Source organism: Streptomyces sp. NPDC006510, from assembly GCF_040611955.1.
Lineage (GTDB): Bacteria > Actinomycetota > Actinomycetes > Streptomycetales > Streptomycetaceae > Streptomyces.
On the sequence record NZ_JBEXPH010000021.1, the window covers coordinates 12,507 to 26,306 of the forward strand.

The 13,800-nt window shown below is 71.7% G+C and carries 11 protein-coding genes and 1 pseudogene; 3 read left to right on the forward strand and 9 right to left on the reverse strand.

What is annotated here, in order from left to right; all coding sequences use genetic code 11:
* Positions 1-2 precede the first annotated feature (2 nt).
* Entirely contained in the window at positions 3-821 is an 819-nt protein-coding gene (locus ABZY11_RS09825) for a heparinase II/III family protein (protein WP_356478637.1), read from the reverse strand.
* Between the two features lie 71 nt (positions 822-892).
* Here ABZY11_RS09825 and ABZY11_RS09830 point away from each other — a divergent pair.
* A pseudogene (locus tag ABZY11_RS09830) lies at positions 893-3,215 on the forward strand (glycoside hydrolase family 78 protein); the annotation flags it as partial.
* Positions 3,216-3,295: 80 nt separating this feature from the next.
* On the opposite strand, the gene ABZY11_RS09835 reads toward ABZY11_RS09830, so the two are convergent.
* The 7 genes from ABZY11_RS09835 to ABZY11_RS09865 all read right to left on the reverse strand — a co-directional run bounded on the left by ABZY11_RS09835 (position 3,296) and on the right by ABZY11_RS09865 (position 9,176).
* Positions 3,296-4,369 carry an LLM class flavin-dependent oxidoreductase gene (locus ABZY11_RS09835; RefSeq protein WP_356478638.1) on the reverse strand — a complete coding sequence of 358 codons (1,074 nt, stop codon included), beginning with the start codon at positions 4,367-4,369 and terminating at the stop codon, positions 3,296-3,298.
* A gap of 4 nt (positions 4,370-4,373) precedes the next feature.
* Positions 4,374-5,261, reverse strand: coding sequence for an ABC transporter substrate-binding protein (locus ABZY11_RS09840; protein WP_356478639.1), 888 nt, complete (start codon positions 5,259-5,261; stop codon positions 4,374-4,376).
* Positions 5,262-6,017: an ABC transporter ATP-binding protein gene (locus ABZY11_RS09845; protein ID WP_356478640.1), complete on the reverse strand. Its 756-nt coding sequence runs from the start codon at positions 6,015-6,017 to the stop codon at positions 5,262-5,264.
* Positions 6,014-6,844 (reverse strand): ABC transporter permease, encoded by an 831-nt coding sequence (locus ABZY11_RS09850; protein ID WP_356478641.1) that lies wholly within the window; start codon positions 6,842-6,844, stop codon positions 6,014-6,016. The genes ABZY11_RS09845 and ABZY11_RS09850 overlap by 4 nt, the downstream gene beginning before the upstream one ends.
* Positions 6,841-7,857, reverse strand: coding sequence for an NrtA/SsuA/CpmA family ABC transporter substrate-binding protein (locus ABZY11_RS09855; RefSeq protein WP_356478642.1), 1,017 nt, complete (start codon positions 7,855-7,857; stop codon positions 6,841-6,843). The genes ABZY11_RS09850 and ABZY11_RS09855 overlap by 4 nt, the downstream gene beginning before the upstream one ends.
* Positions 7,858-7,877: 20 nt before the next feature.
* Positions 7,878-8,897, reverse strand: a complete 1,020-nt coding sequence (locus ABZY11_RS09860; RefSeq protein WP_356478643.1) for an ABC transporter substrate-binding protein — start codon at positions 8,895-8,897, stop codon at positions 7,878-7,880.
* Positions 8,898-9,035: 138 nt separating this feature from the next.
* A complete protein-coding gene (locus ABZY11_RS09865) occupies positions 9,036-9,176 on the reverse strand; it encodes a putative leader peptide (RefSeq protein ID WP_356478644.1) in 141 nt (46 codons plus the stop codon).
* Positions 9,177-9,365: 189 nt separating this feature from the next.
* On the opposite strand from ABZY11_RS09865, the gene ABZY11_RS09870 reads away from it, so the two are divergent.
* Both ABZY11_RS09870 and ABZY11_RS09875 read left to right on the forward strand, forming a co-directional pair.
* Positions 9,366-10,148: an IclR family transcriptional regulator gene (locus ABZY11_RS09870; protein WP_356478645.1), complete on the forward strand. Its 783-nt coding sequence runs from the start codon at positions 9,366-9,368 to the stop codon at positions 10,146-10,148.
* Positions 10,149-10,245: 97 nt separating this feature from the next.
* Positions 10,246-12,513: a DEAD/DEAH box helicase gene (locus ABZY11_RS09875; protein WP_356478646.1), complete on the forward strand. Its 2,268-nt coding sequence runs from the start codon at positions 10,246-10,248 to the stop codon at positions 12,511-12,513.
* Positions 12,514-12,565: 52 nt separating this feature from the next.
* Here ABZY11_RS09875 and ABZY11_RS09880 read toward each other — a convergent pair whose 3' ends face one another.
* Positions 12,566-13,645 carry a multicopper oxidase domain-containing protein gene (locus ABZY11_RS09880; RefSeq protein WP_356478647.1) on the reverse strand — a complete coding sequence of 360 codons (1,080 nt, stop codon included), beginning with the start codon at positions 13,643-13,645 and terminating at the stop codon, positions 12,566-12,568.
* Positions 13,646-13,800 lie beyond the last annotated feature (155 nt).

The following is a 13,800-nucleotide window of genomic DNA, read 5'->3' on the forward strand; positions in this document are numbered from 1 at the left end:
CGTCACTCGGGGTGCGCCCGGAGTTCGAAGTGCGCGGTGGCGCCGGTGTGGCGCAGGTCGAGGCTGTGGACGGTGGTGCCGGTCGCGTCCTGGCGTACGTGGGGGTAATGGTTCAGCCGTGGCTGCCACGCGGTCACGTCGTAGTACAGCCGCAGGGCGGCGGTTTCGCCCTGGATCAGGGCTTCGCCCGGTGCGGTCACCTCGATCGGGGCGAAGGACATGAACCGCTCGGTGATGTCGAGCGGGGCCTCGGCCTCGAACCGGTCGCGAAGGGTGAGCACTCCGTCGGTGAAGGTGAACTCCCGGACGAGGGAGGTGAGTCCGGCGACGGGGTGGGCGGCGGAGATGTCGATCCTGAACAGGGCGCGGCCGGGGGCGTTTTCGGCCGCCAGCACCTCGGCCGCGGCTTCCCGGGAGGCCCGTTGGACGGTGCCGTTCAGCAGCGGGACGCTGTGCCCCTGGGATCCGGTGCACAGGATGTCGTAACGGTCGGGGCCGAAGTACTGCCCGTTGTAGAAGCCCGCGCCCAGCTCGGCCAGCAGCGGTTCGCCGTCCACGGCCACGACGAAGCTGCCCAGGTCGTTGTGGTTGTGGGGCTCCTCGTTGTGACCGCCCTTCGCCGCGAATCCCACCTCTCGGCCGGCGGTCCGGGAGCGCACGGTCATCCACTGTGCGTCGGGGAAGTAGGTCCCGCCCTCGGATTCGGCGGACGCCGGGGCCGGAACGGGGAGTTCGTTCGCCCAGACCATGTCGCGCAGGCCCGGCCCCCAGCGGCCCAGCCGGTCGACCGGCTCCGTGTCCAGCAGGTGCTCCGGAAGCATGCCGATGCACCGTGTACGTCAACGGCTTCGAGGCCGACCACACCGAGACCGACGCCCCTGTGGTCACCGGACGTTCACCGCGCGTCGTCGATGTCACGGAGCGGCTGAGACCCGGCGCCAACATCCTCGCGATCACCGCGATTCCCCCCGTGGACGGCGCCGCGGGGCGCCGGGCCGTGGACCTCCACCCCTCCCGCCCATGCCCCCGTGATCCAGCTCCGCCACGAGTTCCGGCTCGCCGACCGTCCGGTGGCGCGGGCCAGGCTGTACGCCACCGCCCTAGGGCTGTACGAGGCGCACCTCAACGGCAGTCAGGTCGGGCGGGACCGGCTGGCACCCGGCTGGACCGACTACGACCGGCGGGTGCAGTACCGGACGCACGATGTCACCGGTCAGCTGCGCCCGGGGGCCAACGCGCTGGCGGTGAACCTCGCTTCCGGCTGGTACGCGGGCGGCATCGGCTGGTTCGGCCCGCACCAGTACGGTCAACGACCCGCGCTCCTGGCCCAGTTGGAGGTCACCTACGAGGACGGTTCGACGGAGCGTGTCGTGTCGGCGCCCGGCTGGCGGGCCGTCGGGGGGCCGGTCATCGACGCGGACCTGATGGCGGGCGAGGAGTACGACGCCCGCCGGGAGACCGGGGGCTGGACGGAACCCGGCTTCGACGACTCGGGCTGGCTCCCGGCCGAACCGGTCGGCGGGGTCCGCGCCGAGCCGGTCGCCCAGCTCGACCGGCCCGTCGAGGTGGTGCGGGAGCTGACGGCGCGGGAGGTGACCGAACCACGGCCCGGGGTCTTCGTCTTCGACCTCGGGCAGAACATGGTCGGCTCCGTCCGCCTCAAGGTCTCCGGTCCGGCCGGCACCACCGTGCGGCTGCGTCACGCCGAGGCGCTGAACCCCGACGGCACGCCGTACACGGCCAATCTGCGCTCGGCCCGCGCCACCGACAGGTACACCCTGAAGGGCGGCGGCCCGGAGACGTACGAGCCGCGCTTCACCTTCCACGGATTCCGCTACGTGGAGGTGACCGGGTATCCGGGCACCCCGGCCCCGGATGCCGTCACCGGTCTCGTGATGCGCACCTCGGCACCCTTAACGCTCGACTTCGCCACCGACGTCCCGATGCTCAACCGCTTGCACGAAAACATCACTTGGGGCCTGCGCGGCAACTTCCTGTCCGTGCCCACCGACACCCCCGCCCGGGACGAACGGCTCGGCTGGACCGGTGACATCAATGTCTTCGCCCCGACGGCCGCGTACGTCATGGACTCGGCGCGCTTCCTCACCAAGTGGCTGCGGGACCTGCGCGACAGCCAGTCCGACGACGGCGCGTTCCCCGACGTGGCACCCCATGTGGGCCCGCTGGGCCGGGGGGTGGCGGGCTGGGGGGACGCGGGCGTCACCGTGCCGTGGGCGCTCTACTGCGCCTACGGGGGCGTGCGGGTGCTGGAGCGGAGCTGGCCCTCGATGCTGAGGTGGCTGGAGTACCTGGACCGGCACAGCGAGGGCTGTCTGCGCCCGGCCGAGGGCTACGGCGACTGGCTCAACATCGACGACGAGACACCCAAGGACGTCATCGGCACCGCCTACTACGCCCACAGCGCCGATCTCGTCGCACGGACCGCCGAGGTGCTGGGCGAGGACCCGGCACCGTACCGTGCGCTGTTCGGCAGGGTCCGGGACGCCTTCCGGGCGGCGTACGTCTCGGCGGGCGGCCGGGTCAAGGGCGACACCCAGACCTCGTACGTGCTCGCGCTCTCCATGGACCTGCTGGCCGGGGACGACGGCAGGGCCGCCGCCGACCGGCTCGTGGAGCTGATCGAGGCCCGGGACTGGCATCTGTCGACCGGTTTCCTCGGCACACCGCGTCTGCTCCCCGCGCTCACCGCGGCCGGCCGCACCGATGTCGCCCACCGGCTGCTCCACCGGCGCACGTTCCCGAGCTGGGGCTACCAGATCGAGCGGGGCGCGACGACGATGTGGGAGCGCTGGGACTCGGTCCGTCCGGACGGCTCCTTCCAGGACGCCGGCATGAACTCCTTCAACCACTACGCGTACGGCTCGGTGGGCGAGTGGATGTACGCGCACATCGCCGGGATCGCGCCGGGCGGTCCCGGGTTCAAGCACCTGGTCGTCCGGCCCAGGCCCGGTGGCGGGGTGAACGAGGCCCAGGCCCGCTTCGACTCGCCGTACGGTCCGGTCTCCACCGGCTGGAGCACCGCCTCGGGCACCTTCCGGCTGGAGGTCTCGCTGCCCGTCAACACCACCGCCGAGGTGTGGATAGCGGCGTCCGCCGGGTCGGAGGTGGCCCACTGCTCGGCGCGGTTCCTGCGTCCGGAGGACGGCTGCGCGGTCTTCGCCGTCGGCTCCGGCACGCATCGCTTCTCCCGCTGAGCAGGGCCCGGTCGCCGGGGAGCGGGGGGCACACCCGCGCGCTCCCGCTCCCCGGCCGTCGGTTCCGGCACCGGACCGGGTCAGCGGGTGATGCCCAGCGCCGGCAGCACCGTCTCCGCCACCCGGTAGGCCTCCTCCAGCAGCGGGTTGCCGGAGAGGATGAAGGTGTCGACGCCCAGTTCCTCGAACTCCTTGAGGCGCTCGACGACCTGGGCCGTCGAGCCGACGACCGCGGTGCCCGGCCCCGGGCGGAACAGGCTCATGCCCGGCCACATGTTGGGGTGCGCCTCCAACTCCCGGGCGTGCGCGGGGACCTTGCCGCCGTGCTGGCGGAACTGGCGCTGCCAGCCCACGCCGTCCTCCCCTGCCCGGTCACCGAGCTGCCGGGCGTAGGTCGCCTCGCTCGTCACGTCGAGGAGCCGGTCGGCCGCCGCCCAGGCCTCGTCCTCCGTGCCGCGGACGATGAGGTGGAGGCGGAGCCCGATCCTGAGCGTGCGGCCGTACGCGGCGGCCCGCGCCCTGACCCGGTCCAGCTTCTCCTTGAGCAGGTGCGGGGGTTCGCCCCAGGTGAGGAAGACGTCGACATGCTCGGCCGCCATCTCGATCCCGGGGGCGGACGAGCCGCCGAACCAGAGCGGGATGTGCGATTCCTGGACCGGTTTCAGCTCCCGGAAGGACGCGCCCGCGTTCTTCAGGTCGTAGAAGCGGCCCTTGTGGTCGAAGACCTCACCGGCGGTGAGGCGCTTCACGATCGACCAGTACTCCGCGCTCAGTTCGTACCGCTCGTCGTGCTCCACATGGAGTCCGTACTCCTGGAGGGACTTCGTCGAACCGTTGACGACGTTGAAGCGGAGCCGGCCGCCGAAGAGGTTGTCGAAGCTGAGGGCCATCTTGGCGAGCAGGGTGGGGGAGATCAGACCGGGGTGGACGGCCAGCAGGGGCTTGAACGCGGTGCCGGTGGAGGCGGCCAGCGCGCTGCCGAGCGGCCACACGTCGTACAGGTCGGTGGCGAGCAGCGCGCCGCTGTAGCCGAGCCGTTCGACGGTGCCCGCGAGCTGGGCGAGGTAGCCGAGATCGACCGGCCGCCGCCCCTCGGGCTCCCAGGGGTAGGCGCCTTCGCGCGGGATGACGTACCAGAGGACTTCGGTCGCCATGTCGTCACGCCGCCCTGTCCGCGCCGGCGCCGGCCAGGGCGTGGGCGACGGTGACCGGGCGGTCGATGAAGCCGGTGCGGTGGAAGATGTCGGCCGCTTCCTGCTGCTCGGCGATGAAGGCATCGGTGACCGGCTCGATCTGCCACGGCAGGGTACGCAGCGCGGTCTCCCAGTCGTCGGCGGATCCGCCGAGGTCGGCGGCGGCGATCTCGGCCGCCTGGCGGGAGTGGGCCGCCGCCCAGTCGTCGGCGCGCTGGAGGGCGCGGTTGAGCGCCTGGACGACCTCGGGGCGGCTCTCGGCCAGGTCGCGGCGGGCGAAGAAGACGGAGCGGTCGGTGATGACGTCGCCGGTACGGATCAGGGTGCGCAGTCCGCCGGTGCGGCGGGCCGCGGAAAGCTGGGCGCCCTGGGCCACCCAGGCGGCGATGGCACCGGTGCGCAGCAGTTCCTCGCTGTGGTCGTCGCTGCGGACGGCGGTGATGTCGTCGGCGTAGGAGAGCCCGGCGTCGTCGAGCGCCTTGGCAATGAGGTGGGTCTGCCAGGAGCCGATCGCGAGGTGGACGGTGGCGCCCTTGAGGTCGGCGACCGTGTGCACGGGGCTGTCCTCGGGGACGAGGAGCGCGCCGTGTTCGGGGCGCGGTGCGGAGACCGCGGTGTAGACGATGTCGTGGCCGGCGGCCTGGGCGGTGACCGGCGGGGTGGAGCCGGTGCCGCCGAAGTCGATGACGCCGCGGCTGAGGAGTTCGCCGGTGCGGACCCCGTTCGTGTACGGGTGGAAGACGACGCTCTCGCCGAGCGGGGCCAGCTCCTCCTGTGCGTAGCCGAGCCGGGAGAGGTGGTACAGGTGGTAGAGGGACGGGTTGCTGCTGTGCACACCGATGGTGATGGTCATTCAGATCACTCCGACTTCGGTTCGTTCAGGGGTCTTCGCGGGATTCGGGGCCGTCTCGACCCCGAGGTCGTCGAGCAGCCGTCGGCGCAGGGCTCCGAAGGCGGGGTCGCCGGGGTCGCGCGGCCGGTCGACGGTGACCGGTTCATCGGTGATCAGCCGGCCGTCGCGCAGCACGGCGACCCGGTCGGCGAGCCGTACCGCTTCGTCCACGTCGTGGGTGACGAGGAGGACGGCGGGCCGGTGCTTGCGGCACAGCTCTCCCACCAGGTCCTGCATCCTGAGCCGGGTCAGGGCGTCGAGTGCGGCGAACGGCTCGTCGAGCAGCAGCAGTTCGGGTTCGCGGACCAGGGCGCGGGCGAGGGCGACGCGCTGTGCCTCGCCGCCGGAGAGGGTGGCGGGCCAGGCGTCGGCGTGCCGTTCGAGACCGACTTCGGCCAGGGCCCGCAGCCCGTGTCCGGAGCGGCCGCGCGGCAGGGCCACCGTCACATTGGCGAGGACCTTCTTCGACGGGACGAGCCGGGGTTCCTGGAAGACGACGGTGCGGGCCTCTGGGACCAGGACCTCTCCCCCGTCGGCTCCGTCGAGTGCGCCCAGGATGCGCAGCAGGGTCGTCTTGCCGCTTCCGCTCGCACCGAGCAGGGCGACGAACTCGCCCCGTGCGATGTCGAGTCGGATTCCGTCGAGCACGGCGCGGTCGCCGAATACCCGCCGCAGTCCCCGTACCCGTACCGCTGGTTGGGAAGTCGGTTCGGTCATCGGGTGGCTCCCTGTGGGGTGCGCCAGGGCATCAGTACGCTTTCCAGCAGCCGTACGACGATGTCGGCGGTGAGTCCGAGCAGCCCGTAGACGAGGATGCAGACGGCGAGGATGTCGGTGCGGGCGTAGCTCTGTGCCTGGGACATCAGATAACCGATGCCTGCCGTGGCGTTGATCTCCTCGGCGGCGATCAGGGCGATGACGCTGAGTGTCATGGAGAGCCGCAGCCCGGCGAGCAGGGACGGCAGGGCTCCGGGCAGGACGACTTCGCGTACGAGGACGAACCGGCCCATGCCGAAGCTGCGCATGGCCTCGATGAGTTTGGGGTCGGTGTTGCGCACCCCGCTCGATGTTGACACGTACATCGGGAAGGTGGTGGCGACGGCGATGAGGAGGATCTTCGCGGTCTCGTTGATCCCGAACCAGACCATGAACAGGGGCACCAGGGAGAGGAACGGGATGGTGCGCAGGGTCTGGATGGAGGAGTCGAGGAGTTCGTCGCCGAGGCGGGTGAAACCGGTGGTGATGCCGAGGACCAGCCCGGCGGCGAGCCCGATGAGCAGGCCGAGTCCGGAGCGGGTGAGGGAGGTGGTGAGCGCGTCGGGCAGCTGCCCGTTACCCCACAACTCCCCAACCGCACGCAGCACTTCGGCGGGCGAGGCGAGTACGTCGGGGGTGAGGAGTCCGGTGGCGGAGGCCGCCCACCACAGGACGAGGAGGGCGAGGGGGCCGAGCGCCCGGACGGTCGCGGAGTGGGTCCGGCTGCGGGCTTTGCGCCGCTGGGGGCGGGGCCGGACGAGGCCCGGGTGCAGGCCGGTGTCGCTCATTTCAGCTTCTCGATGTCGAGGAGGTGGGCGGCGACGTCGACCTTGTCCGTGGTGACCTTCTGCTCGGCGTAGAAGCCGGCGACGTCCTCGAAGCGTGTGATGTCCTCGGCTCCGATGGGGTCGACCGTGCCGCCCTTGCGGGTGAACTCGGTCTGGACCTCCTTCGCCCTGCCGGTGACGGCGGTGGGCCCGACGTCCGTGAAGACGTTCAGGTACGCGGCCGGGTTCTGCTTCTCCTTGGCGCTGGCGTCATGGAGGTACTGGTAGAGCGCCTTGACGATCTCGGGGTGCTGTTCGGCGAAGCCGGTGCGTACGGCGTTGAGGCTGTAGTTGTCGGAGCCGATCGCGGCGCCGTCGGCGACGAAGTGCGCCTTGCCGCTGCCGATCTCGGCCACGGCATAGGTCGCCCAGACCGCCCAGGCGTCGACCTTGCCCGCGTTGAAGACGGCAGCCGTCTGGTCGGGCCGCAGATAGACCCGCTTGACCTTGTCTGCGGGGATCCCGGCCTTGGCGAGTGCCTTCAGCAGCAGGTATTCACCGGTGCCGCCCTGGTTGACGGCGACCTTCCTGCCGACCAGGTCCTTGACCGATGCGATGCCGGAGCCGTTCTTGACGAGGATGCCCTCGCCGGCCGCGTCCGGGTCGACGGCGGTGAAGAACTTGAAGCCGGGGCGCTGGGCGAGCGAGGTGATGCCGGAGGTGATGGAGCCGGTGGCGACGTCCAGCTGGTCGGCGTTCATCGCCTGGGCGGCCGGGGCGAAGGGGCCCGCGCTGCCGGTCCAGCGCACCTTGGCACCGGCCCTGGCGAGCGCCTTGCCGAGGCTGCCGTCCTTCTTGCCGAGGGCGAGCACACCGGAGTTGCCGGGGTCGGGGATGCGGATGTCCACCGTGCCCTTGGCGCCGGAACCGCCGCTGTCGGCCTCGGACGAGCCGCAGGCGGTGACGGCGAGGAGTGCGGTTGCCATGAGGAGCGCGGGGGCGACGGCCGTGCGCAGTGGTCGGGGCAGGTTCATGGTGTCGGGGTCCTCACAACTCAGGGGGCGTAGGCGCGGTGGGCGGGGCGGGAGGCGGCCAGTGCGGTGGCCCGGCGCAGCGGCTCGGGGTCGGCCCAGGCCGTGATGTCGACGGGTTCGGGCAGGAAGCCGTGGGCGCGCAGCCCGGTCTCCTGCTCGGCGAGCAGGGCCAGTCGGTCCGCAGAGAGATCGGGGTGGAGGGTGCGATGGGTGCCCGGCCGGTAGGCCCCGGCGACTCCGCCCGCGCCCGCGCCGGTCTCGGCGCCGAGGATCCGGGCGACTTCGGCGGGCTGTTCGGTGGCCCAGTCGGCGGCCCTGAGCAGGACGGCGAGGAAGCGGTCGACGAGGCCGGGGTGGTCGTCGAGGAGCTGCTGGTGAACGGTGATGGGGCGCGGGGTGCCGTTGTTGACGCGGAACCGGCGGTCGGCCAGTTCGTCGAGTTCGACGGCGACCTCCGCGCCCGCCCGCCGGGCGGCCTCGACGGCCAGCGCGCCCTTCACGTACACGGCGTCCACGTCACCGCGCCGCAGCGCCGCCAGCTCGGCGGCCCACTGGCCCCGGTGTCCGGCGGCGGGTACGTCGACGAACGTGGCGTCGTCCGGTACGAGTCCGGCGGCGGCGAGCGCGCACTCGAAGCCGCGCAGGGCCATGGCCCGCCAGAAGTCGATGGCGATGTCGTGCACGGGGACGGCGAGCCGCAGTCCGCGCAGGGCCTCGACGCCCCGGATTCCGGAGCCGGGGGCGACCAGTACGGCCTGCCGTTCCTCGATCCAGGTGAGACCGATCAGCCGGGTCCGCTCGCCGCGCGAACGGGCCCACAGGGCGGGTACGTTGCCGCCTTCGCGGAACAGGCCCGGCAGGGCGTGGGTGTAGTGGGTGGCCGGGTCGGCACCGGGCGCGGCGTCCTGGAGGGACCGCACCGTGATGCCGTCGGGGGCGAACTCTTCGGTGAGCCACCGGCGGTCGGCGGCGATGCCGGTCGCGGTGGGGACGGGACAGCGGGTGAACCAGAGCGTCCGGGGCAGGACGGCATGCGTCATGGGGGTCTTCCCGAGGGGTCGGCGAAGCGGAGGGGGTCGTGGCGCGTACGCCGGGATGCGGACACCGGGTACGGCCGAAGGCCCCGGCCGCGCCGGAACGCGGCGGAGGGAGAAAGGAGAACGCGCGGGGTGAGGCGGTCAGCGACAGGCGGCGCTGGAGACCCGCGCCAGGTCTATGTGACGGCGCAGGGTCAGGTCGAGCGGGACCGGAGCAGCGTGGACGGGAGCGGCATGGGCCGGAGCGGCGTGGGCTGGAGTCGCGGTTCGGCGACCGGCCATGGCACTGCTCCCTTCCGCTCGTCGGTGCTGACGTGCCGCAGCCTGCCACGCACCGAGGCCGTCCCACAACTCGCTTCCCATGATGTGGGATTCAGTGTGAACACAGTGTTTCACCGCTCGGTTCTCCGGAACTTCAACTCCCGTAATGTGGCAATCACATGCCCCCTCACGAGCGGAGAGTGAACCGATATGACCGAGGCCGCGGCAGTGCGTACTCCCGGTGGAGCGCAGGCCGTACAGCGCGCCCTGGACGTCCTGCACTGTTTCCACGACAACGGCCCCGACCTCAGCGCCTCCGACCTCGCCCGCCGCCTCTCGCTCTCCGCCTCCACCGCGCACCGGCTGGCCCGCACCCTGCTCGGCGCGGGCTTCCTGGAACAGGACGCCCGTACGTCCCGCTACCGGCTGGGCCCCGCCGTGACCGAGCTGGGCAGGCTCTCGTACCACCAGCGAGGCCTGCATCTGGCCGCCCCCGAGCTGACCGATCTCGCCGAACGCACCGGCGCCACCGCCGACCTGGCCCTGCGCAGCGGCCCCCATGCGGTGATCGTCGCGGGCGGTTCGGTCACGCCGAAGGTGGGGCTGCGCAGACCGCTGCACTCCACCGCGCTCGGCAAGGTCCTGCTGGCCTGGGCCCGGCCGGGCGAGGGCGGGCCCTCCTCGCTGCCTCCGCTGCCCGCGTTCACCGACCGGACGATCGTCGAACCGGCTGCTCTGGAAGCCGAGTTGGCCAAGGTGCGGTCCGACTCCTACGCGCTCAACGACGGCGAGTCGGCGCACGGGGTGCGGACCCTGGCGGTCCCGGTCCTGGACGGCGCCGGTCATGCCCGCTTCGCTCTGGCGGTCCGGGCCACACCGTCCGTGATCACGGACGTGCGCACCGGCTGGTTCCTGGCGCAGGCCCGCTCCTGCGCACGGGCCCTGGAGGTCCTGTTGCTCTCCCCGGCTGAGCGCCGGCCGCCCGCACCCTGAGCAGCCGGGGCTGTCGGTGCCGCGTGGCACGATAGGAATCGTCCGGGGCAGGTGCCGGGCAGGACGGCAGCCGGGCTGCGCGGACAGAGGGACGTACATGACACAGACCGGACCGACGGAGGACGGGGCGCCCACGGGAAGGGCCGCCCGTGAGCTGCTGACACGGGCCGAAGGGCTGCTGGAGACCGCACGCGCCGTGCTGGCCGATCACACCCGCGCCGTCGATGCCGTGCACACCGCGTTGAAGCCGCTGCTCGACTCCCTCGTCCGCCGGGAGCTCGCCGCCATCCCGGCCTCCCGGCTCAAGGATGTCACCGAGGGCAGGCTGCGGCTCGGCGCGGTCGAGCAGGCCGGCTTCACCACCGTCGGCCAGGTCCACGAGGCCAACCGCTACGAGCTGCGCCAGATCCCCGGGGTCGGCGCGCAGACCGCCGACCAGGCGCTGGCCGCGGCCGGGCAGATCGCCCACGCGGTACGGGACACGGTCGCGGTCCGGATAGACGTGGACGCCCCGGACGACACCACGACCGCGCTGGTCGTCGCACTGCACCGGCTGGTCGACGCCGGTCCCGACGTCCGGCGGGCCGTGGACGCGGCGGGCCGGCTCATCGGGCGCCTCGAACCCCTGCTGGCCGCGGCGGGACCGGCGCGGGGCCGGCTGCGCATGGTGTTCGCCCGGCGGCAGGCCCGTTCCCGGGCGCTGGAGGCCGTCGCCGAGGTGCGGGCCGCCGTCGCCGAGGCGGACGGGCGCGAGCTGCCCCTGCTGTTCGGGCAGGTCTCGGTCGATCTGTTGCGGGGCGCGGAGTCGGACGTCGCCGCGTGGGTGGATTTCGAGCTGCGGTCCGCCGAGTACTACAGCCTGATCGCCGAGATGTCCGGCACCGGCCCGGACCGGGACGCGGCCGAGGGGTTCCTGCCGGCCGGGATGGCGGACCGGGTGCGCGGTCTGCGGCTGGACGACGCCCATCTGCGTGTCTCGCTGCGCGGCTACCAGTCGTTCGGCGCGCGGTTCGCGCTCGCGCAGAAGCGGGTGATCCTCGGTGACGAGATGGGGCTCGGCAAGACCGTGCAGGCCATCGCGGCGCTCGCGCATCTCTCGGCGCGGGGGGAGACACACTTCCTGGTGGTCTGCCCGGCGAGCGTGCTGATCAACTGGGCACGCGAGATCCGCGCCCGTTCCACCCTCCACACCCTGCCGGTGCACGGCCCCGAGCGGCAGTCCGCCTTCGACGAATGGCGTCGCAGCGGCGGGGTCGCCCTCACCACGTTCGACGCCCTGCACACACTGCCGGCCGCCGTGGACTGCGGCACACGGCCCGGCATGCTGGTGGTCGACGAGGCGCACTACGTCAAGAACCCCGCCACCCGCCGGTCCCAGGCCGTGTCCGGCTGGACGCGGCACACCGAACGGGTGCTGTTCCTGACCGGCACGCCCATGGAGAACCGGGTCGAGGAGTTCCGCAGCCTGGTCCGACACCTCCAGCCGGAACTGGCCCCCTCGATACACACCACCCATGGCGCCGCCGGTTCGCTCGCCTTCCGCAGAGCGGTGGCCCCGGCCTATCTACGGCGCAACCAGGTGGACGTGCTGACCGAACTCCCGGCGCTGGTGCAGGTCGACGAGTGGGAGGAGTTCAGCGCGGGCGATCTCGATGCCTACCGCGAGGCGGTGGGCGCCGGGCACTTCATGCGGATGCGCAAGGCGGCGTATGCCCGGCCCGCCACGTCCGCGAAGCTGAACCGGCTGCGCGAGCTGGTGGCCGAGGCCGCGGACAACGGCCTGAAGGTCGTGGTGTTCTCCTACTTCCGCGAAGTGCTCCACACCGTCGGACAGGCCCTGGACGCACCCGTGTTCGGCCCGCTCTCGGGGAGCCTGCCGGCCGCCCGCCGCCAGCGGCTGATCGACGAGTTCGGTGCCGTGGACGGTCATGCCGTTCTGCTCAGCCAGATCCAGGCGGGCGGCGTCGGACTGAACATGCAGTCGGCTTCGGTCGTCATCATCTGCGAACCGCAGATCAAGCCGACGATGGAGCACCAGGCGGTGGCCCGCGCCCATCGGATGGGTCAGATACGGACGGTCCAGGTGCACCGGCTCCTCGCGGCCGACAGTGTCGACGAACGAATGCTGGACATCCTGGCCCGCAAGGAGCGGCTGTTCGACCTCTACGCACGGCGCAGCGACGTCGCCGAGACGACGCCGGACGCCGTGGACGTGTCGGACGGGGCTCTGGCCCGACGCATCGTCGAGGAGGAACAGTTGCGCCTCGCGACCGGAGCGGACGGAGCGACCGGAACGGATGGCAGGGACGGAACGGCCGGAACAGCCGCCGCGGACGTGGTGGTCCGGGAGGTGCCGGAGGGCTGACGCCGTCAGGACGTGCGGGCCCGACGACGTCAGGTCCTGCGGACCTTCGGTGTCAGGAGCCGTGTGCCGCCGGGTCGTGTGCCACCGCGTCGTGCGAGGCCGTGTCGCGCGCGGCCCGGTCCTTCGCCGCGCTTCCGGGTGCCGCCTTGCCCTCGGCCGCCGTGCCATGGGCCATCATGTCGTGCGGGTCGTACCCCGGCACGGTGCCGTCCGGCTTGGCGACCAGCAGCAGACCGGCCATGCCCATGTCGGAGTGGCTCTGCACATGGCAGTGGTACATCCAGGCGCCCGCGCCCACGTGTTCGCCCGCGATGACCTGGAAGCCGAAGGAGTCCGCCGGGCCGACGATCTTCGTGTCGATGACCCGGCTCGGATCGTCGGGGCCGGTGAGCAGGCCGGTCCGGTTGTCCGCCCAGCGATGACCGTGGATGTGGAACGTGTGGTAGTACTCGCCGTGCGTGATCATGACGACTTCGAGCCGGTCCCCCACCGTGGCCTCGAAGTTCGGGGCCTCGTGGGCCGGCTTGTTGTTGATCGTCATGTCGTTGAAGACGATCGTGATCGTCTTGTCCGGCAGGATGTCGCCCTTGCGCCGGACGATGAGCGGACCGTAGAGGCCCTTGCGGATGCCGCCGGTGCCGTGGTCCGTGCCGACGACATGGTCGTGGTAGTGCCAGTAGCCCGCACTGCCCGGCCGCCAGGTGCCGTCCTTGCGCCGGCCTGCGACATGGGTGCGCCAGGTGTAGGTACGGGTATCGCCCGGTTCGACGATGCTCTTGTTCATCCGGGTGCCGTCGCTCGCGATGTCGTAGTCGACGCCGTGCGCATGGAGGCTGACCGGCACATCCGTCGTGTTCTCGAACTCGATGTGCAGGGTGTCGCCCTCGTTGATCTCGATGAGCGGCCCCGGCACCGACGCCTTTCCCTTCTCCAGGCCGTATCCCATCTGACCGTCCGCCAGCTTCTCGGCGTACAGCTTGAGATGGCGGACCGCACCGCCCGCCGGGGCGGTGTCCAGTGCGGGCTCCGCCGAGTTGGCGTCGATCGAGCCGAGGGACAACGATGTCAGGCCGGTCGCGGCCGCCACCCCGCCGCCGACCAGCATCCGCCGGTTGAAGCTCCTTCTGTCCATGCCGAACTCCTCACTGCGCCAAGGAATTTGGAGCGCCGACTCGCCCCGGACGGCCCACACCGTAGCCGGAGGATCCTCGTTTATCCACAGCCAGGACAAAGTTCGTGCAATTGCCGCCATAGCTATTGGCGGACCACGAAAAGAGGTCTAGCTTC